The 22,017-nt window shown below is 37.2% G+C and carries 9 protein-coding genes and 2 pseudogenes; 6 read left to right on the top strand and 5 right to left on the bottom strand.

What is annotated here, in order from left to right; all coding sequences use genetic code 11:
- Window positions 1-256: 256 nt before the first annotated feature.
- From ABID23_RS06765 to ABID23_RS06750, 4 genes and pseudogenes are all read right to left on the bottom strand, one after another.
- Window positions 257-589: a hypothetical protein gene (locus ABID23_RS06765; RefSeq protein WP_354190572.1), complete on the bottom strand. Its 333-nt coding sequence runs from the start codon at window positions 587-589 to the stop codon at window positions 257-259.
- Window positions 586-1,035 (bottom strand): MFS transporter, encoded by a 450-nt coding sequence (locus ABID23_RS06760; protein WP_354190570.1) that lies wholly within the window; start codon window positions 1,033-1,035, stop codon window positions 586-588. Before ABID23_RS06760 ends, ABID23_RS06765 begins: the two co-directional genes overlap by 4 nt.
- Before the next feature lie 27 nt (window positions 1,036-1,062).
- On the bottom strand, window positions 1,063-1,548 hold the full coding sequence (locus ABID23_RS06755) for a hypothetical protein (RefSeq protein WP_354190568.1): 486 nt from the start codon (window positions 1,546-1,548) through the stop codon (window positions 1,063-1,065).
- A gap of 774 nt (window positions 1,549-2,322) precedes the next feature.
- A pseudogene (locus ABID23_RS06750) lies at window positions 2,323-3,112 on the bottom strand (class I SAM-dependent methyltransferase).
- A gap of 531 nt (window positions 3,113-3,643) precedes the next feature.
- Here ABID23_RS06750 and ABID23_RS06745 point away from each other — a divergent pair.
- The gene (locus ABID23_RS06745; RefSeq protein WP_354190566.1) at window positions 3,644-4,849 is read left to right on the top strand and encodes an MFS transporter; all 1,206 of its coding nucleotides are present in this window, start codon (window positions 3,644-3,646) and stop codon (window positions 4,847-4,849) included.
- Window positions 4,850-5,499: 650 nt separating this feature from the next.
- Here the strand turns inward: ABID23_RS06745 and ABID23_RS06740 are convergent.
- The gene (locus ABID23_RS06740) at window positions 5,500-5,772 is read right to left on the bottom strand and encodes a hypothetical protein (protein WP_354190564.1); all 273 of its coding nucleotides are present in this window, start codon (window positions 5,770-5,772) and stop codon (window positions 5,500-5,502) included.
- 847 nt (window positions 5,773-6,619) lie between these two features.
- On the opposite strand from ABID23_RS06740, the gene ABID23_RS06735 reads away from it, so the two are divergent.
- The 5 genes and pseudogenes from ABID23_RS06735 to ABID23_RS06715 form a co-directional block, all read left to right on the top strand.
- A complete protein-coding gene (locus tag ABID23_RS06735; protein ID WP_354190562.1) occupies window positions 6,620-7,144 on the top strand; it encodes a helix-turn-helix domain-containing protein in 525 nt (174 codons plus the stop codon).
- A 1,014-nt stretch (window positions 7,145-8,158) separates the two neighbouring features.
- Complete coding sequence (locus tag ABID23_RS06730) at window positions 8,159-13,732, top strand: Vomp family autotransporter (protein WP_354190560.1); 5,574 nt, start codon at window positions 8,159-8,161, stop codon at window positions 13,730-13,732.
- Between the two features lie 2,100 nt (window positions 13,733-15,832).
- Complete coding sequence (locus ABID23_RS06725) at window positions 15,833-16,105, top strand: hypothetical protein (RefSeq protein ID WP_354190558.1); 273 nt, start codon at window positions 15,833-15,835, stop codon at window positions 16,103-16,105.
- A 5-nt stretch (window positions 16,106-16,110) separates the two neighbouring features.
- Window positions 16,111-18,417, top strand: coding sequence for a hypothetical protein (locus ABID23_RS06720; RefSeq protein WP_354190556.1), 2,307 nt, complete (start codon window positions 16,111-16,113; stop codon window positions 18,415-18,417).
- A gap of 485 nt (window positions 18,418-18,902) precedes the next feature.
- A pseudogene (locus tag ABID23_RS06715) lies at window positions 18,903-22,017 on the top strand (hypothetical protein); the annotation flags it as partial.

The following is a 22,017-nucleotide window of genomic DNA, read 5'->3' as shown; positions in this document are numbered from 1 at the left end:
ATTGATTCAAGATAAACAGATTTGAAATGAGAGAATCCTACGTTATTCGGGGGTCTAATTCAATATGCAAAACAGTGAATTATCATTATAAATCAGTGTGTTGTAGGTTAGAGAAAAACAAAACACCATCGCTTCCTGCAGAATCGTTTGGTTTTACCACATAGCCACTGAGGCTTTCAAAATCATCGAGAGCACAATCATCTTTTGTAAGAATTTTTGATCGAATATAGGATAAACCATTTTCACAAAGACGCTTTTACATTGCGGTCTTTTTTCGCCGCCAATCGGTGGTCAAGGGGTTATTTCCGGCACAACCATAATAAGCAGCCAATTGTTCTGCACAATAAATACCTATTTCGGAGTCTGCCACCACAGCTTTTATCGTGCCGACTGGAAAGCGCTGTTTTATTTCATCGACACTATAAAGTTTCGCTTCTACCATGCCCTCACCTTGATAAGAGAGCATAAAGTGTGAAAAAGGAACTGGTTGAGAGACAACGCCATAACAAGCATAGCCTAATTTTTGTAAAGCAGGACTATAGAGAGCACCCGTGGAGAAAGGATCGACAATAAGGACGGATTTACTCATACTTTGGCCCGCTGTGATGAAAGGAAAAAAACATAAATAAAAATTATCAGCCCTATAAGGGGGAGAAGGTAAATGGCTGCTTGAGGTCCCATAAGGGCAGACCTTGTAAGAAGACCAAGGATAACATAACCTGCCGATTGGGAGAGAGTATAAAGCATGCCACTATAGCTTCCCACCAGCTCTACTTGAGTTTCTGTTCGGGTTGCTTCAATCATATGTTTTCGGGCGTTAATCCGCATGGTATTCATTGAAAAACCAATAAAAAAGCAAAAAATCATAGCCAAATAAGGTGATTGTGTGGCACTAAAAATAAGATCGCCTAAACCCAACATAAGAGCTGGAAGGATGAATTCAAAGCGCGGGATCTTGATAAAAGCAGCTAAAAAAGCCCCCACACCTGCAATGGCACTGCACAACCCATAATATTCAGAGCCAAAATTGTTCACCTCTGAAAAAGGATAGTTGCCAGTGTATTATAAGCGCAAATATGAAAGCCAATAAGGTCTATGCAGACGCATAAAAGTTTTAAGCTCGAGGGAAAGCCCATCTGCCTGTGGTATAAGCATAGGCTCTTTATCGGTGACAGGAGGCAAGCCGTTTGTAGCGCTATCGGCATGATATTTATCGCGAAAGATGACATATCTAGCCACAAGGCTTACGATAATGTCAAACACACAAATAGCCGCAATCAAACCATTATAGCCGATTTCAGCTGCTGCCCCTCTTGGGCTGGTTGCTTCTAAGAGATAACCACTCAATGCTGCACCCAAAAAGGCACCAATCTGCACCACTGTTTGCATAATGCGGGAAGCCTTTTGAGCACTAATATGGCCACTAAGCGCGAGTTTAGTATTATAAGTCTCCAGCGTACTTAAGGTGATCAAAGAGAGATAACCAATAGAGATAGAGACCGCAATAAAACCAAAAGGGGAGTTGACATAATGAAAAAGAGCAATCAATAAAGGAGGCTATAGATGACGATCCGTCTTTTGTATAAATCGACCAATCACAACGAGGTTTTAATGTGCACAAAACACTTTTTTTCAAAAGATAGGGCGTAAGAGTCCCCAAAGCCATGGTTATGCCTAGAAAAACCGATGAGGATGTTATGCGATAAGCGTTCCAAAGGTTACTTAAGAAGAGCACCATATCAGAAAGATAGAGCAGGACAACAAGCCCATAAAACTGAAACATTAGCTGTTTGCGCACATCGCCCCCCATGTCTGCATCTTTAAAAGTATGCAGTATTATAATTGGTACACACGCTCATAAACGGTTAGTGCATCTATTACAGGATAAGTCAAGTTTTTTCGATAGGGGAATGATATAAATTCAAACGCTGATATTTACTGTAATAATATCTCATTTTCAGAAGTTTAAGGAGCGGGGGCAACTGGTATTTTGCTGCGTTTTTATGGGGCATCTTGCCGATAAAGAGTTACTTTACTAGATGATGAGCACAGCTACGCCTGAGAGCCATATTCGGTATTTTTACGCGTGTCTCTGTTTAATTCAAGGTTGTAGGGTTATTCTTGATCATTGCTGGGATAAGCTTGGGTTTTAGGATGGTAAGACCCCTTACTTATCGGACAGAAATTATTGATGATCTCAGATTGAGGATGCTAGTACAGCTTTAAGGAATTTTTTATACAACCAATTTGGGAGAGACGACTTCATTTATTGGGGGTATTATAACGCGTTGAAAGGTAACGGAGATAACCATAGATGTAAGGTTATTTTATATAGATGTAGAGTTCACTTCGATACAAAAGTTCCAAATTTTCTCGCACTTCATATTGTTTTATGAGTGTAACCAATTACTGTAAATATTCCTCTCCATAGTTAGCAATGGCGCGTTGCGCTTGCGTTGAAGAGCGACTCATTCCTACAAATGCTTCGGATGGGATTGTTATCGTCCAATTGTGTGTATGTAAAGCAACTTTTTCAGGATTGACTTCAAGACCATCACGCGTCTCTTGTAAAAAATCAAAATTACGATAATAACGGGAATAGTTAGGGCTCATTTCTTCTAATAATGATTCATAAGTGGCTAGAAATTGACTATTTTGAAAATTGCGATTGTTTTGAATAACCGCCATGACACCTCCAGTGCGAAGTTGGTTTGAGACGTTGCTAAGCAACAGAGGGTGATCCATCCACTGAAACGCTTGGGCTGCAACAACAAGATCAACCTTGCCGATTTGAGGCAAGAGTCTTTCGGCTTTGCCGTGGTACCATTGCACAAAAGGAAAATTTTTTTGTCCCTTCTTAATCATATCTGTTGATACATCGATAGCATGATAGTGGTGTTCATTTCCTAAAAGTTTGATAATTCCCTCTAACGCAATGCCTGTTCCCGCTCCCACATCTATGATAGACAAATGCTTTTTGTCTTTAAAAGGAAGCAGCATGGTTTTCAATAAAAGTGAGGGGATAGCGAGGGCGATAGCGATCATAATCATCAGCCAATCCATCAAATTTTTCACTTTGTGGTTGAATGGTTTGTGGCGTGGCCCTCCTCACGAATTACGCTGTACAAAAAGAAGCTTTCCTTTGTCCTTTATGTCAAGTATAAATTTTAAAAGGAAGTTAAATGGGAAGTGCTCTTTGCCCAAATCACTCCGAGATTCTATATATTCTTCTAAAAGTTTGTCTCACTTTTGGTGCGATTACCACTTAAATGCCTTTTATAAGCATCAAATTTATAACCTGCTTGCGGAAACAACCAATTTCAAATACTCTATCGTAAAAACGAGAGGACTTATTTGCTTGGTAACTGTACAGTCAAAACAACTCATTTGTTTTACGCACTATGAGTGCTACTGATTCCAATGTAACGCGCAGTGAGAATAGAAATATTTATGAATCTTCAATAGGTTAAGATTATCTCATATAATGTTGAAAGCATATTCTTTTCATAAAAAAATGAATCACGCTCTAACAAAATGAGGAGTTTGTTTCTTTAAACTTAATCAACTAAAATAAGAGCTAAATATATCTTTGAAATGTGATTATGTTACATACTGAATGATGTATGGATGAGGAGAATAACTTATGTTCGCTTCAAGTTTGAAGGAACGTGTTGCTTTATTTAAAAATAGAACTTTCCTCTATTTTACGTTGAGCGGTTTGTTTGCTACATTTGGGAATGGGCTAAATTATATCGTATTGTCATGGCTTGCTTATGGACAAACTGGTTCAATCAGGGGGGTGGCACTACTGATGTTTTTTCTCTGGATGCCGAGCATTATTTTTGCACCTATTTTTGGCGTCTTGGCAGATAAATACAATCGTAAAATGCAGATTATCTTTTCAAATATTGTCAAAGGTTTAGTCATTATGGGTTGGGTAATACTTGGACAGTTTGGTATAGAAATTGAATTAATATTTTTATCTGCTCTCTTAGGCATTTTGATCTCTTTTTATATGCCATCGGCAATTTCTTTAATAAAAACTATTGTTCCAAAAAAACAGCTTATTAATGCAAATGCGACAATTGATATGGTTTATGAACTTGGCACGATCATAGGTATGGGGTTAAGTGGATTTATACTTTCTTATGTTGGAACAAAAGGAACTCTCCTGACTGGTGGCATATTCTGTATTATTGCTGGTTTATTTAATTGGGCAATGAAAGTGAATGAAACGGACAGATATAAAAATCAGCAAAGTTGGTGGAAAGATTATATATCAGCACTTCATTACTTTAAGCAAACCCCGGTTCTTTTTATGCCCTATATAAGTCAGATGATGATTATGACCCTGTTGATGACTATTCCTGTTATTCTGGTTCCTTATACCCAAGAGGTTTTACATGCGGATAGCAGGACTTTTGCAATTTTTGAAGCACTTTATTCAGCAGGTGTTTTTATTGGTGCACTTCTCTCACCGTTTTTTTGTAAAGTGTTATCCATAAGAAAAACACTCGCACTTTTATTCGCTGTTATGGCTGTTGGTCTTGTTATTTTGTCTGTCAATACATACACTTTTATTGTTTTTCCTGTTTATTTTATGATTGGTTTTGGACTTGCGAGTTGGGCTCTTTCAGTTTCTTTATCACAACTTTACTGTGCCTCTGAGTATCAAGGAAGATTGCAGGCAAGTTTTAATGGCATCTCTGGATGTTTTATCCTTGGCGTTTATTTATTTATGGCAAGCGATGCCGATAATATTTCATCTCAATTGATATACTTTTTTCAAAGTATTATTGCAGTTGTAGGAATGCTTATTGTTTTGTTTTATAAAAATGAAAAACAATAAATTGCACTTCAGTGTTGTAAGCACACATCATGCAAAAATATTTACAATAATTTATATTGAATAGATTACCTTTACGAAACATGTTTATTACCCTAAACCTTACTTTAGGGCGGACTCGTAAAAGGTGTAATGCAACGTTCATTGTTGTATCGTCATCTTGATTTGTGCAGGGGATAACTCCTGGTATTACTCTATTTTTCAATTCATGATGTCGCAACAGCTCTTGCATTAAGATTGACTCTTCATAAGAGTCGCTTTTGTTCCTTTTCGAGTGACTTTTATCTATTGGTTTTCTTTTTGATGAACAAGAAAATTGGCTTGGCTTGATTCATTTTAGCAAAGGGGTTGAAATAAGAGAAGCTTGCATTGTTTAGATTTGGCATTCAATATGAAAATAATGATTATCGTTATAAGTGATATGTTACTTTTAAAGGGGTGATAAGAAAATATTAAGATGAGGCTTTTTAATAAAGATAGTGTAATTATAGCCGTATTATAAAAAACATCGCTTTTATATATCAGTAAAAAGTATCACAAACTTTATGATCATGAAGTATTAATAACGCGGTATTTTGAAGTTTTTAAAACCTGTTCATTTTATAGTTAAGAAAAACAATCAGGCCTCCTTTTTCTATATGGAAATTATGTTTTTACTCTTTACATTTTTCAGAATCTATATAAGAAATTGCATCCGCCTTATTCTCAGTTGTATGAAGTTTTTCACGACGATTTAAAGTTTGTACGATCTCTTTTTTTAAAACCGCATCCGTTTTGCTTAAACGGTGAATACTCAGTTCTAACTCAAGAGATAAAGCCAAATCTACACATAGTTTAAGTTCTTCTCCAATATCAAAACCACGTTTATAATCGTCATAAAGACCAACAAGTGTATCGGATAATTCTTTATCGCATAAAGAGGCCATTCTAATTCCCCCATGTTGCGGTTTTTTCATACGGCTTTGATATATTGAGTATCATCCCACTGCCACGACCAATAGTTGTCATGTATATCAACATCACAGTTTTGTCAATTTTGTATAAGGAATCGACTTTTGAAACAATGTGTATAAGAAATTCTATCGCCCGAGAATTTTTAATTTTCTACTTATGAAAATAGGCGGTAATATTTTTATTATAGAGTTTGCAGTATTGAATAATACGCATTTCTACATAGCTTTTAATTTGCTTGTAGAATAGGCTATTATGATGATGAAGCCGGAGCTTAAAAGGTGCATGATTGCCAAGTAGAGACAAGCCAGTATTATTAATATGGATAAGAAGTAAGCATTTTTTATAAATGTGTCGCTGTTGAATGAGAAGTAATCTCCTTATTTTTCGTAAAGTACTCATTGCTTTACCCATTTTATATTGACTTTTAGACATTGATAAACTGTATCCTTATATATACAAAAATATAGGAAATACGCTTAATATGCATATTTTGGTAAGGTGACTTAAGTGGCATTATCGTGCAGTGCAAAAGAAACCAGAGAAGCCTTATTAGACTTTTTTTCTGTTTTTGTGAGCGTGATTATAACTTTTAGAGAGATATTAATCAAAATTTATTTGGCGGGCAATTTGATAAAAGAGGTATAGCATATTTAGCTTTTTCATTGGGTTATATCCAAATGTTTTTGACACGAGAGGGATGTATTTGGTATGCTATTGAGGGTTTTGCTAAGGAGATACTCCAATGGCACAGCTTGGCTAAAGCGTCATGGCAACTCTATGCATGTGTGATGGTCATAATTTTGGCTCCTGCTTAAACGGATGATGCGACAAATAAATGCACCTAAAACTCTATTAGCAAAGCGTTTAACAGAGGCGAGAAAGCTTATAGGCTTATCTCGTAATACATTTTCACTTAAAATTGGCATTAGTCTTCAAGGGCTTGGTAATTACGAGCGCGGTGATAGAGTTCTTGATGCAACCGTTTTGTCATCGTATGGAAAAAAATTTGGTATTAATTTAAATTGGCTTTTGACTGGTGGTGACGTCTTCATAGATATGACAAAGGCTCAAGCTTTTAGTTTTAAACCGTCAGCTATTCCTTCTGGTCTTATGAAAAAACTCGCCCGCATAGTTTATACAGCCTATTGTGATGCAAAAATAGTGCTTTCCCCTGAAGATATAGCGGAATTAGCAGCAGCGCTTTATAGCAAGTTGCAGGAGCTCGTTCAAAATATCAACGATACTGAAGAAGTTGAAGCAACTTTTCCTCTTTTAAAGCTTCATTTAAAACGTCAAATTGAAGCTGATAGATCCCATGTAGCAACCTCACAAGAGATTAATTAACAGTATTCTAAAATAAAAATAGTTTATCTACGGAAAATACTTACCAAATATTTTCCTGGCTACCTTCCTTAAAATAGATTTATGGGAGAGAGCTTTGCTTTATGAAGATAAAATCACACATAAATAAAGCGACAGCATGTGTGACAAGTCAATAAGATACATTTTTTAGAAAAATATGGTGTTTATGGCACCATGTCTGCAATAGTCTTGGTTTTCAAGAAATAAGAATAATAACACTAAAAATATAATGGATTATTTGTGATCAAGAGTGGAAGAGGCCGTTTCTTGTTTGGCGATGCTATATAAAAATTCATGTAAAAGTAAAAAAATAATACTTATAAGAGGTTCTGTTTTATAAAAGGAAACGAAAAGACAATTCATAGAGTTTTTAAATTTTTTTTATGAAAACATGAGACTAAAACAGTGGAATTTTACTACACAAATCCCTTGACTTTTTGAGGAAATAATTCCTTTAAAAGTACATATTGTAGTTTACTTTATAATGAAGTGTGATGTTCCTATGATAATCATTATCCATTATATTATGCTGTAAGTTTAAAAAAATCATAATTTTACATCTATAAGCACAGATATTATCAGACATATTTTTTCATATGGATGAAGCAATATTATTTTCAAATAAACAAAAAATTATTTTTTTATACTCTTGCCATTCTGCTTATGCGCTTTATCTGAAAAGTAAAGTTGCTTTTTAAAAAGCTTTTTTTGTTGTGAGATGAAGCATAATATTTTTGAGTGAGATAATGGAGTATTCTGAAAGTTTGTATTTTCTTTATTTTTTAGCTTGAATCCCTCTAGCTAAAAGGGTTGGGGACTTTTCTAGATTAAATGTTGTCACAGACATTTTAGGATGATGCCGTCATAAATACCGGTGTCAGGGGGGAAGAGGTTTTGTCTTTATTGAGTTGTTTTTTGGGTGCGCAAACAGAGTTTTGCCATGAGTTTTTTTTTGCGCGTTGTGATGATGTTGGGCTTTGTTGGAGGAGGTTCCTAATGAAAAAATTATATTCAACACCAAATTTGGTTAAAGCGGTTTCGTTGGGAGCCGCAATGGCTACGCTTTTATCCAGTGTTTCTCCTGTTTTTGCTTCTAATCTTGCACTAACAGGACAGAGTAATTTAAGTACAAATGGTCCCGGTGTATCGTATCCATATGGTAGTCACGGTAGCGTCGTTTTTGCTGGTGATGATAATTACTGTGGTGCGGATAATGTAGTAGGGCGTGGCGGTTCGCTACAGCAGTCAGCGACTCGTCGAATTACTGCAGAGCAGCAGTATAATAGATTTATTGAGAATACAACATTTGGAGCTTATAGTCCTTATGGTACTATGGATAAAAAGGCAGAGTGGACAGGGGATAGCATAACAAGCCAGAACGGTGGTTATATGGGGGCGCTGACTGGTGGGACTACTGATGCTATGCCTCAGGCTTTTGGGATTTATTCTTTTGCAACTGGTTGTGGTTCTTCTGCAACGGGGAATTATTCAACAGCATTTGGTGCAGGGGCAACCACGAGGGCTGGTGGAGCACAAGCTTTTGGTGTTTCTGCGCTTGCAAGTGGCAAGGCTAGTGTTGCGATGGGGGTTGGATCAGAGGCGTCAGGAGAATCTGCTGTTGCGGTTGGTGGGCTTGCAACTGCTTCTGGTTTAAATAGTGTTGCTTTAGGTACTAGAACAAAGGCGAGTAAAGAGTATACAGTTGCTATAGGTTCGCAAGCTGAAGCGCGAGCGAGTGGTGCTATTGCAATAGGTGGGAGTGAGTCCGTAGAAGATAATGAACAAGACAGATTTGTAATAGCCTATAAGAAAGATGCTATTGCTATAGGTTCCAATGCTCATGCTGCAGAAATGTATTCAATTGCGATTGGTTCAAATGCGCAGGTACGTGTTAAGGATGGAGTTGCTATAGGTGGTGGGTCTGTCTCTCTTACTGATAAGGGGGTTTTGGGTTATGATCCTGCAACAAATAAACTCTCAACAAAGAATGATATAACATGGAAAAGTACAGCAGGGGCTTTTAGTGTCGGTGAAGTCGGTGGGGCGCAAGGTGATGAAGGTCAGCTAACACGGCAAATTACAGGGGTTGCAGCTGGTACTGAAGATACTGATGCGGTAAATGTAGCACAGTTAAAAGCTTTAAGAGAATTGGCATCAGGAGAGTGGAAACTTTCTGTTAATGGAAAAAATGAGACATCTGTGAAACCGGGCACTACCGTAGACTTTTCAGTAAACAGTACAGGAGTAGGGAAAGATAACTTAAAGATTGAAAAAGACAATCAGAATAAGATTAAATTCGCTTTGAGCAATAATCTTAAATTAACAAGTGTCGTTACTGGAAGAAGTACGATGAGTGATGATGGCTTTATTTTTAAGGATGGTGCTAGAATAGGCGTTGATGGTATTGATGCTGGCAATAAAACGATTACAGGGGTGGCGGAAGCAACTCAAGATAATGAAGCAGTAAATTATAAGCAGCTGAATAAAGTAAAAGATCAAATAGCAGAGAGTGCTCTGGTTAAATGGGATGACGGTCAGAAGCTTATCACAATTGGGGCACGAAAAGATGGTACGAAAATTGATATTGCAGGTAGTGAAGGGGATCGGACTATCTCGGGTGTAAAAGCAGCGGTGAAGGGTAATGAAGCTGTTAACAAAGATCAACTTGATAGCGCTATAGTAGATATTCATGAGAGTGTTAAGCATAACATTCTTGTAAAGCAAGATAAAGAGAATGGTCCTATCACTGTTGGTAAAGAAAGAGGTGGTACAACAATTAATATTGCAAATAAATCGGGTGATGTTCGGACAATTTCTGGTGTAAAGGCAGCAGAGAACGACGATGAAGCTGTTAATAAAAAGCAACTTGATGATACTATAACAGATATTAATGATAGCATTAAGAATGTGAGTGACTTTTCAGTTCGTTACGATAAAAATGATGATAACACTGTTAATTATAACAGTGTTACCCTAGGTGGCAGCAAGAATAATGGACCAGTTGCTCTTCGTAATGTCAAAGATGGTAGAATTGCCGAAGAATCGCATGATGCAATCAACGGTAGCCAAATTAATAAAATATCTAAAGATATTGCGCGTTTCTTTGGTGGTGGTACAGAGTTTAATAATGGCGCCTTTAGTGGACCACAGTATAATTTATCTACTGTCTCTACAGAAGGTGAGACGAAACAGAAAGTTTTTGAAGATGTTGGTTCCGCTTTGACAGGGCTTGATGCTAATGTCAAAAATGTAAATAGTCGTCTAACGCATGTATCCAATGAGTTTAGTCAGAAGTTTGATGGTCTTACTAAAGATGCTTTATTGTGGAGTAATCAGGAACAAGCATTTGTTGCGCTTCATGGCGAAGGCACTAAAACAAACAGCAAGCTTACCTTTTTGAAGGATGGTGATATTAGTGAAGAGTCAACCGATGCAATCAATGGTTCGCAGCTCTTCAAGGTTGTCCAAAATACATCAAAATATTTTGGTGGTAGTACAGATGTACTTGCAGGGATAGAGCCAGCTTTCCTTATTAATGGTAAAGAATATCGTAATGTTACGGATGCTTTTACTGGTGTCAATCTTTATGTTAAGAACATTGATGATAAGATTATTGAAATGAAAGAAAATAATCTTGTGCAACAGGAAAGTATATCAAGTGCCATCACCATTGGTGCGAAAACAGCTGGTACTGAAATTAGTATTGCAGGTGTTGGCAATGCAGCACGTTCTATTTCTGGTGTGAAGGCGGCAGAGAAGGGTGATGAAGCTGTTAACAAAGATCAACTTGATGAAAGCATAGATAAGATTTCTAAAGATGCTCTATTATGGAGTGAAGATGACCGAGCATTCGTTGCGCTTCATGGTGAAGATGGCAGCAAGACAAACAGCAAGCTTACCTTTTTGAAGGATGGTGATATTAGTGAAGAGTCAACCGATGCAATCAATGGCAGCCAAATTAATACGATAGCTGGAGACATTGCAAATTACTTTGGAAGTGGTGCCTCATTTGAAAATGGTGTTTTTAAGGGTCCTAAATATAGCTTATCTCTTATTCTTGAAGATGGTCAGGTAGGAAAAGCAAATTATACTGATGTTGGTTCAGCTTTGAAGGGGCTTGATGGGAATATCCAAGGTGTGAACAATCGCCTAACAAATGTATCTAATGAATTTAATCAGAAAATTGAAGGTATCTCTAAAGATGCTCTGTTATGGAGTGAAGATAAGCAGGCATTTGTTGCACTTCATGGTGAAGATGGCAGCAAGACAAACAGCAAGATTACCTATCTTTTAGATGGCGATATTAGTGAAGAGTCAACCGATGCAATCAATGGTAGTCAAATTAATACGATAGCTGGAGATATTGCAAATTACTTTGGAGGTGGTACATCATTCGAAAATGGTGCTTTTAAGGGTCCTAAATATAGCTTATCTCTTATTCTTGAAGATGGTCAGGTAGGAAAAGCAAATTATACTGATGTTGGTTCAGCTTTGAAGGGGCTTGATGGGAATATCCAAGGTGTGAACAATCGCCTAACAAATGTATCTAATGAATTTAACCAGAAAATTGAAGATATCTCTAAAGATGCTCTATTATGGAGTGAAGATGACCGAGCATTCGTTGCGCTTCATGGTGAAGATGGCAGCAAGACAAACAGCAAGCTTACCTTTTTGAAGGATGGTGATATTAGTGAAGAGTCAACCGATGCAATCAATGGCAGCCAAATTAATACGATAGCTGGAGACATTGCAAATTACTTTGGAAGTGGTGCCTCATTTGAAAATGGTGTTTTTAAGGGTCCTAAATATAGCTTATCTCTTATTCTTGAAGATGGTCAGGTAGGAAAAGCAAATTATACTGATGTTGGTTCAGCTTTGAAGGGGCTTGATGGGAATATCCAAGGTGTGAACAATCGTCTAACAAATGTATCTAATGAATTTAATCAGAAAATTGAAGGTATCTCTAAAGATGCTCTGTTATGGAGTGAAGATAAGCAGGCATTTGTTGCACTTCATGGTGAAGATGGCAGCAAGACAAACAGCAAGATTACCTATCTTTTAGATGGCGATATTAGTGAAGAGTCAACCGATGCAATCAATGGTAGTCAAATTAATACGATAGCTGGAGATATTGCAAATTACTTTGGAGGTGGTACATCATTCGAAAATGGTGCTTTTAAGGGTCCTAAATATAGCTTATCTCTTATTCTTGAAGATGGTCAGGTAGGAAAAGCAAATTATCATGATGTTGGTTCAGCTTTGAAGGGGCTTGATGGGAATATTCAAGGTGTAAACAATCGCCTAACAAATGTATCTAATGAGTTTAACCAGAAAATTGAAGATATCTCTAAAGATGCTCTGTTATGGAGTGAAGATGAGCAGGCATTTGTTGCACTTCATGGTGAAGATGGTAGCAAGACAAACAGTAAACTTAAGTTCCTCTTAGATGGTGACATTTCTAGTGGTTCCACAGATGCCATTACGGGTAACCAGCTTTTCCTCATGAGTAATCAACTTGCAGCGTATTTTGGCGGTGGTGCTAAGTATGAGAATGGTCAGTGGATAGCACCGAATTTCAAGATTACTCAAGTCGATGAAGATGGTAAAATTGGTGAAAAGAAAAGTTATGATAATGTTGCTGAGGCTTTTGATGGTGTTAATAACGGAATGTCTAATATTAACAATCGTATTGATGATGTTATCAAGAAGGTCGATTCAGATGCTTTAAAGTGGAATGAAAACAAAAAAGCATATGATGCTTCACGTAATGGTAAACCGAGTAAGATTACCGGTGTAGCTAATGGTAAAGTTGAAAAAGACTCGAAAGATGCGGTTAATGGTGGACAGCTTTGGGAAACCAATGAACGGATCACTGGTGTTGAAAAAGATGTCAAGCATCTTAACAACAGAGTTAATAATATTTCCAATACAATTGCTGATATCGGTGAAACCGTTCTCGATATTGATGCTAAAGTCGATGATATTGATGATAAGGTTAACGATATTGCTGAGGATGCTGTTCGCTATGACAGAGATAAAAATGGCAAAAAAACCAATAAAATTACTTTAGTAGGGGGCAATCCTAGCGAGCCAGTAACGATTGATAAGGTTGCTGATGGTAAAATTGCATCAGGTTCGAAGCAAGCCATAAATGGTGGACAGCTTCATGATTACACAAAAGAACAGATGAAAATTATTCTCGATGAATCGAAGAACTACACAGATCAACGGGTTAATAATATTGTTATTGATGCAATTGATGAAGCAGTAGAGCGTGCTAATAACTATACCAATATGAAGTTTGAGGCTTTAAATTACAGCATAGAAAATGTACGCAAAGAGGCAAGACAAGCAGCGGCTATCGGTTTAGCAGTGTCTAACTTACGCTACAATGATACACCTGGAAAATTAAGTGTTGGATTTGGTAGTGGCTTATGGCGTAGCCAATCTGCGTTTGCTTTTGGTGCTGGTTATACATCCGAGAAGGGAAATATTCGGTCTAATATATCTGTTACCACTTCTGGTGGCCATTGGGGTGTAGGTGCTGGATTCAATATGACACTGAACTAATCAGAACTCATTATTAATTATAAAAAATGCATTCATAAAAGCTCCGTTCACCCTTGTCTAGTAAGGCAAGGGTGATTTTTTAACATCCAACAGCCATTATCCATCTCAAAAAATGTTAATTATTGGGGAAAAGAGTAAGAGATTTTTCCTTAATCTGCCATTGATTATGAGTGATAACTTGAGTTTTTGACTGTTCAGTCAGAATGGAGAAAGTAAAGAACTTATGAACGAGTTTGATGTTCATGTGGAAGGACATATTTACAGAGGTATGAGATAGTGTCAGAGTGCTATCATGGTATGTGATAAATAAATTTAATCCAGATAGAAATAATGAGATTCTAGTCCAAGCGTGGGCATGAAAAATTTTCATGTTTCTGTTATTTTTAGCTAGAATTTTATTCAAGAAATCGGGAGAAATTGCGTCAAAAGTAGCGGATTGGGGTGTTGTTAATTATTCAACAACTGTAGTTAGTTTCATGAATCAGTATATTCAAAGGGATGGGTTGCTATTGGCTATCAGGCAAGGATGGATGGTTTGGATCGTTTGCATTTTTTGATAGGCGTTGTGGCAATAAGTTTGAAGATTTAGGCTTAGCTTAATACGACCGTTTTTCTGAGGGGTGATGCCTTTGCTGATATGACTCTGATGTACCCTTTTCGAAAAATAAGGATGGTAAATGTCCTGTGTGAAAAAGCACCTTAGCTATGCTGTGCATGGCAAACTGTCGGAGGAGTGGTTGGTCTTCAAGATTTTAATGCAGTCAACGCTGTATAGCTAAAAATTATAGAAAATTATGCAGAAAGTTATAAGTCCTCTGTTAATGGGTAAAGATATGACACTTATTAAGACAGTCTAACAGGTGAATTTATCACTGGAAGTAACAATTTGGTGATTATAAAAGAGAGTAAAGACAACAGTATAGTGAATGGTTTCAGCTAAAAAAGCAGATAGATCCTATTCTGTGTCATAATAAGTGCTACGGATAAACATGAGTGCCATGAATGATACTAAACTCTAAATTGATCAGAGGTACGTAACTCTTTAAGTTATGCTGTTGAGAATATCTAGAAAGAGGCAAGGCTAGAAAAAAAATTGCATTATACTGAGATGGTTGGCAAATATAATATGAGAAAAGGTATATGGTGTGGTTCAAGGATCTTTTGTCTTAAGTGTCGAGTGTGAATTAGAAAAGAGGAATATACGCTCTCATTTATCCGTTTTCAGTATTGATGGTTATTAGGGGACAATATCAAGTTCAATATAACAGTGAACTAATAATAGACAAAATACGCTAGAAAAATTATATTAACACTTAATCTAATAAGAATAGAGTAATTTATGTTACACGCATACATGCTATCTATATTAGAAATTTTGTAATAAAGTAGTATTTAAACAAAATTATACAAGTATTGTATAAAAATATTTATTTAATGAATCAAAAAACTCTCTACTTTACATAACAACAAAACTCTAACTATCTAAAAAGAACGATTTTTTCTTGATATTCTCTTTAAGAACATGTATTAGCATAAAAAGTATACTAAAAGGGCTCATTTTGTTTGAAAAGAACTCCTCTCGATAAGAAAAGAGGTTTCTAAATATCTAACAGGAGGAGCGTAAATGTATTTAAATCAAAAAAAATGTACAAAATAAACCTTCTAACACTACAATAGTTTTCTATCGAGTGAGTAAATAGCAAAGCTTTACAAAGAGTCTCATCTTCCAAATGTTACAACACCCCACTTAGACAACCACAAAGATTCTTATATTGATCCAGTAAAACCTTACATTAAGCTTTCATTAAGTAACTTAAATTTCACCAAAAAACCATTTAACCAAAAATATACAAAAAATCCTCTAACTAAGCGAAAACATACTGCTAAACTACAAAAACAGAATAACTCTTCTCACACACAAACTATCTAATTCTTTACTTAAAGCAGAAAGAAAAACATTAGCTTATAACTATAAAATCATTGGGATCTTAAATAACATGCCAAAAACACCCCAAATCTCCATAAGCGATCAACCACTAATGCCAAAAATATGTCTTTTTTGTGTCCGTGATTCGTTTTTTGCGTGGGGGAATTGATAGGATGAAAAAAATATCTGTATCGATCGCCAAAAACAGAAGTGCATATCGCTTGTCTGATAAGCGATTTCTTATGAAAGCCCTGTTTTGGATTATGGCAGTTGTACCTTTATTGCATGTTTCTCCCAGTTTTGCAGAAAATGTTACTTCAAAAGAAATGCTTCTGGCAAGTGTTGAGAGAGTTGGGGTGGCTGATCCAAAAAGCGACATTGCTGCCGATGGTGGTGATAAAAACGCTATAGGTGTTTTGAGAGCCTTTCAAAGAAAAATTATTTAACCGTTTTGAATGCGGCGCTAACGTCAGGAGTTAATGCTTCTAGTGACTATGTGAATTTTCTCATCAACGCTCTTTTGGATAGAAGCAATCCTGGATTTATCGTCAATGTTTTGATAGCAGATAGCCGTCATCCATCTCAAAGAATGTTAAATATTGGGGATAAAAATAAGAGATCTTTCCTTAATCCACAATTGACTGTTGGTGACAATTTTCCTCTCCAGCAGTTCAACAAAAATGGAGAAGGTGCGGTGCTTATGAATGTGTCTGATGATTTTCGGAATGATTCATTTGCAGGGTTACGGAGTGCTAGGATGGAAGGTAGTGGGATCACGCCACGTGTAAGTACCGCAGAGGATTCAAAGTGGAATACTCTTTTAACGAATGATGATCGATATTTTTTGGGGTATTATTCTATTGGTATTGGGCGGTATGTTAGTGCAGGTGCTGAGAGACCATTTGGAACCAGTGGAAAGGTTGCAGCTGAGAAGTCTATTGTTATTGGTTTTAAGGCAGAAGTCCGAGAAAATCTATCTATTGCTTTGGGTGCAGACACAATAGCAGTGGAGAAATACGGGATTGCAATGGGCGCTAGCTCAATAACACTCTCAGAAGGGGCGATGGCTATAGGTTATAAGGCACGAGCGGGTAAGGTAAACGATCAAGGTATTTTTAATGTGAGGAATCTAGCGAAATATGCCACGGCGTTAGACTTTCAGGCTGAAGCTATGGCTGAGTCCTCTGTTGCTTTAGGTGCTTATTCTTTTGTTGATACTGCTGCTGATTATGTGCCTTTCGGAAGAAATATTCGAGATGATAAAGGGTATGTGTGGAAAAGCACATTAGGTGCCATTAGTGTTGGTAATCTTGAGAAGGAACAGACACGACAAATTATCGGAGTAGCGGCTTGTACCCAAGATACTGATGCAGTCAACGTTGCTCAGCTGAAAGCAGTAGAAAGTTCTGCAGGTAGTTGGCAGACTTCTGTTAATGGTAAAGATAATATGGTCGTTAGTACGGGCAAAACGGTAGGTTTTTCTACTGGAAGCGATAATTTGGCGATTATAAAAGAGAGTACAGACAGTGGCATAAGCTTAAAGTTTGATTTAGCTAAGGAAATTAAGCTCAATAAGATAACATTAGGAACGAATGCCCTAGATGCAACAGGTCTGATTATTACAGATGGTCCAAGTATAACCACCACTGGTATCAATGCTGGAAATAAAAAAATTACAGGATTAGATAAAGGGACAGAAGATTCCGATGCAGTTAATTTTTTGCAGCTGAATGAATTTAAAAAACAAGTAGAAGGTAGTCAACTTGTTAAGCAAGATGCAAGTACGAAAAATATTACTATTGGTAAAGAAGCAGAAGGCACAACAATCAATATTGCAAATAAAGATGGTGCGAACCGGATAATTTCTAGCGTGGAAGATGGAAGGGGCAGCCATGACGCTGTTAATAAAGGCCAGCTTGATAACAGTATCAGGAGTGTCAATAATAATATAACGAATAAGTTTGATGAACTGACGCAAAACATAACAAATGTTACGCAAAAGATTGAAGGAAATTTCTTATTATGGAGTGAGGCTGATCATGCATTTGTTGCTCAGCATAATGAAGGTGAACAAAAGACAAACAGCAAGCTCACTTTTCCTTTAAAAGGTGATATTTATGCTAACTCCACAGATGCCATCACTGGTTCTCAGCTTTATGATCTTGGTAGCAAAGTTGCCAAATATTTTGGTGGTAGTGCAAACTATGAAAATGGTACATGGGTTGCTACACTATTTAAGTTTCAAAAAGTTGATTCTGATGGTAAAATAGAAGAAGGAAGCTATGATAGTGTAGCGTCTGCGTTTACTGGGGTTGGAGATAGTTTCAAAAATGTTGTTGCAAAAATTAACAACAAAGTAGACCATATTACAGAGCAGGTTCAGAGTGATGCGTTGTTATGGAGCAATAATAAAGGAGAATTTGTAGCAACACATGGAAAAGATGGTGCTAAGAGCAAGATCACACCTCTTGCGAATGGTGATATGAATGCCAACTCTACGGATGCAATTACGGGATCCCAGCTTTATAAGCTTGCTGGTACTCTCTATATCAAAGGAAATTTCGATAAATATCTAAAAAGACCCACTTTTTTCTTGCTATTTCTTTTAAAAGCTTATATCAGTACAAAAGGTATATTAGTAAGATTCATTTTGTTCAGAAGAATCTCTTTTAATTTAAAGAGAGGCGTCTGGAAGAGGGGGTGGAATGTTGTGTTTAAACCGCAAATACATCGTAACAATATGCTAGCATTTTGTTAGAAAATGCTAAAAAGTTGGATATATTCTTATTTTTCAAGTATTGTATACTTGTTTAATTATTCAAGCTACTAAAAGACGAAAGTCTCACAATAGAAATCAACAGTTTTTCTATTTTAAGCTTCTGTGAAACAATCCAAACTTACTAAATAAATAGCTCTACTTAAAAATTCCAAGAACAATTTCTTTGGAATAGCAAAAAGTAGCTGAAAATAAAACTTTAAACCATTAGAGTCTAAACGTGTTTTTTGGAAAATAGCCCACCAAAACTCCCTTTTAGCCTCATTACAGAAAGCACATATAGCACAAAACAGAAAGACTCAAAACGTTACATTTTTTACAAAAGACAATGCAGAATTCTACATTCGTTAAAATTTAGAGCAGCTACACATGCTCACAACGATTTAAAGTTCTCACAGCGGCTAATGACTAACATCAAAATATGTCTTTTTTATGTTTACGAGTTTTTTTCGTTTGGGGAGGTTATTATGAAAAAAATATCGAGCATATGGACGGCAAAAAATTTAAATTTTGCTCGGTTGCCTTTGATGAAAGTACTGTTTTTGGCTTTAGTGGTTATATTTTTATCAAATATTTCTCCTAGTTTTTCAAAAAGTGCTGTTTCACAAGAAATACTTCAAGCAAGTGTTGAAGAAGGCGGGGAAGGTTATCTGAAAAGTTTTGTTTCTGTCGATGATAATGCTTTGGATATTCCTAGCATATCAAGAGATGGTTATTTAACATCTGTGAACGCGGGAATAGTATCAGGAAGTAATACTTCTGAAGACTATGTAAATTTTTTCATTAAAGCTCTTTTGAGTACGAGCAATACGCGTCCTATTGTGAATATTTTAACAGCACATGGCAATTCTGTAAAAGTTGATATGCAAGATTTGTTAAGAGCTGTGAGCGATCAAAAATCACCACAACTTACAAAAGTTGCCGATGTGGGGGCGGTAAACATCCCTGTCAACGTGCAAGCCAATAATAATAGTGAAAAAGATCAAATTTTGAATGTTTCAAAGTCTGAAGTTAATCAGGCAATAAACGCACGATCCATGTCCATTCAGACGCGTGCGGTAGCATATGCACCGGGCGTAGAGATAGGTGATGGAGCGCAATCAGGTGGTAAATCAAATATTGCGATAGGTCTTGGCTTTAGTCCACCGCCACCTAATGGAGGGAGTGTATATCATGCAGCATGGATAGCTAAAGATAATTATAACGCGATTGCGATTGGTTCTAATGCTTATATTAGACAAGGTGCTAACAGTACCGTGGTTATAGGTCACAACACAGAAGTGGGGGCGTCTTCATCGGGTAGTACGATTATAGGTGGCAGTAGTGACATTGGATCTAATGCAAAATACAGTACGGCTTTAGGTTTTGTTGCTAAAGTGCGGAATAATATTCAAGGTGCTGTTGCCTTGGGTTATTATTCTAAGGCTATAACTAACGGCGGGGTTCGCGGATATGACCCAAAAGCGGGTAAAATCTCAACGAGTTCAAATATGGCGTGGCAATCTGCCAGTAATTTGGGGGCAGTGAGTATTGGTGATGTTAAAGATGGCAAGACACGACAAATTACTGGATTGGCCGCTGGTACTGAAGATACTGATGCAGTCAATGTTGCGCAGCTGAAAGCTTTAGAAAAAGCTATAGGTAAAGGCAGCAGCAGTGGCGGCGGTGGAGACAGTGGTTGGACGTTTATGTCTATAGGTGATGTTACTCAGAACGAGACTGCTATTGTAGTAGATGTTAATTCAGAAAAGCCTCTGTTAGTTCAAAATGATTCTAATGTAAAGATTACTGGAGAATCCGGTGGAATAAAATTTAGTTTGAATGATGCCATTACAGTAGAGAGCGTAAATTTAGGAAAAACTATACTATCAGAGAGCGGTTTAATATTTGCGAATGGTCCATCTATTAGCGCCTCAGGTATTGATGCTGGAAGAACAAGAGTTACAGGTCTTGCGCTGGGTGATATTAGTGAAAAATCAACCGATGCAGTTACTGGTGCTCAGCTTGCGAAACTAGCTCAACAGACGGGTTTTGCATGGGTAGATGATCTTAAGCGATTTGTACCTAGTGGTGAGGAAACGTTTTTAGCACCTTACATTTCAGTTGATGGGGAGCATGATATACCGAAGGATCCCAATGATTGGCCGCAAGGAACAGGTATAGGTGGTGCGTCGTTTGGTCCAGATGGCAGTTTTTTTACCTATACAAATATTCCAGATGCTTTTTCGGCGACTGCTCGGAGTCTATTCAATGTAAATAAACGTTTGTCGAATGTCTTCATCAATTCTTTGGTGTGGAATGAAGAGGCTGGTGCGTTTGTAGCGCAACATGAGGTAGACGGTAAAAAAGTCGGCAGCAAGATTACATTTCTCGCCAATGGTGATGTAAAGCCTGATTCAGTGGATGCTATAACCGGTGCACAACTTTATGACACAAATAGTAAAATTGCCGAGTATTTAGGCGGTGGCGCAAGTTATAAAGATGGTACATGGGCGGCTCCTACTTTCACGATTAGGCAGTTTGGTAAGGATGGTACTTCTCAAGATGCAACGTATAATACTGTAGCAGATGCCTTTGCAGGAGTTGGTACAAGCTTTGAGAATGTGAATAACCGTTTCACGGATGTTGTTAGCAGTTTTGATAACAAATTAGCGGACATTACCAAAATAATTCAAGGTGATGCCTTGTTGTGGAGTGAGACTGAAGATGCCTTTGTTGCGATGCATGGTGAGAAAAAGAGTAGCAGTAAGATCAAGTATCTTGCGAAAGGTGATATTAATGCTAACTCAACAAATGCGATCAATGGTTCTCAGCTTTACGCATTGGGCACAAGTGTTGCGAAGTCTTTAGGCGGTGGTGCAAGTTATGAGAATGGCACGTGGAAAGTTCCTACTTTCACGCTTAAGCAGTTTGGTAAGGACGGCACTTCTAAAGATGCAACGTATAATACTGTAGCGGCTGCATTTGCTGGAGTTGGTGCGTCTTTCACAAATATTGAGAATAAAATTACCAATGATATTAATAAAGAGATTAATAAAACCAAAAATGATGCCTTATTATGGAGTAATGGTAAAGGTGCGTTTGTAGCGGCGCATGGGCAAGATGGTGCTAAAAGCAATAGCAAGATCACGTCTCTGCAGGCGGGAATTGTTTCAGAAGGTTCAACAGATGCGATCAATGGTTCTCAGCTTCACGTATTGGGTGCAAGTGTTGCGAAGTCCTTAGGTGGTGAAGCAAGTTATAAAGATGGCACGTGGATAGGACCTACTTTCATGCTCAAGCAGTTTGATAAGAATGGCCTTTTCAAGGAAGAGACGTATCATAATGTAACAGCTGCATTTGCAGGAATTGATACAAATTTCACGAATGTCGTTAAGAACTTTGATACTAAAATTGACGATATTACAGCACAAGTTCAAGGTGATGCTTTATTGTGGGATAAAGATGCCGATGCTTTTGTCGCGAAACATGGTGAGGAAAAAAGCAACAGCAAAATTAAGTATCTCGCGCAAGGTGATATTAGTGTGTCCTCGAGTGATGCAGTGAATGGTTCTCAACTATTTGAAACGAATACAACAGTTG

The organism is Bartonella silvatica (genome assembly GCF_040545155.1).
Taxonomy (GTDB): domain Bacteria; phylum Pseudomonadota; class Alphaproteobacteria; order Rhizobiales; family Rhizobiaceae; genus Bartonella; species Bartonella silvatica.
This window is presented reverse-complemented; position numbering and strand designations above follow the sequence as displayed.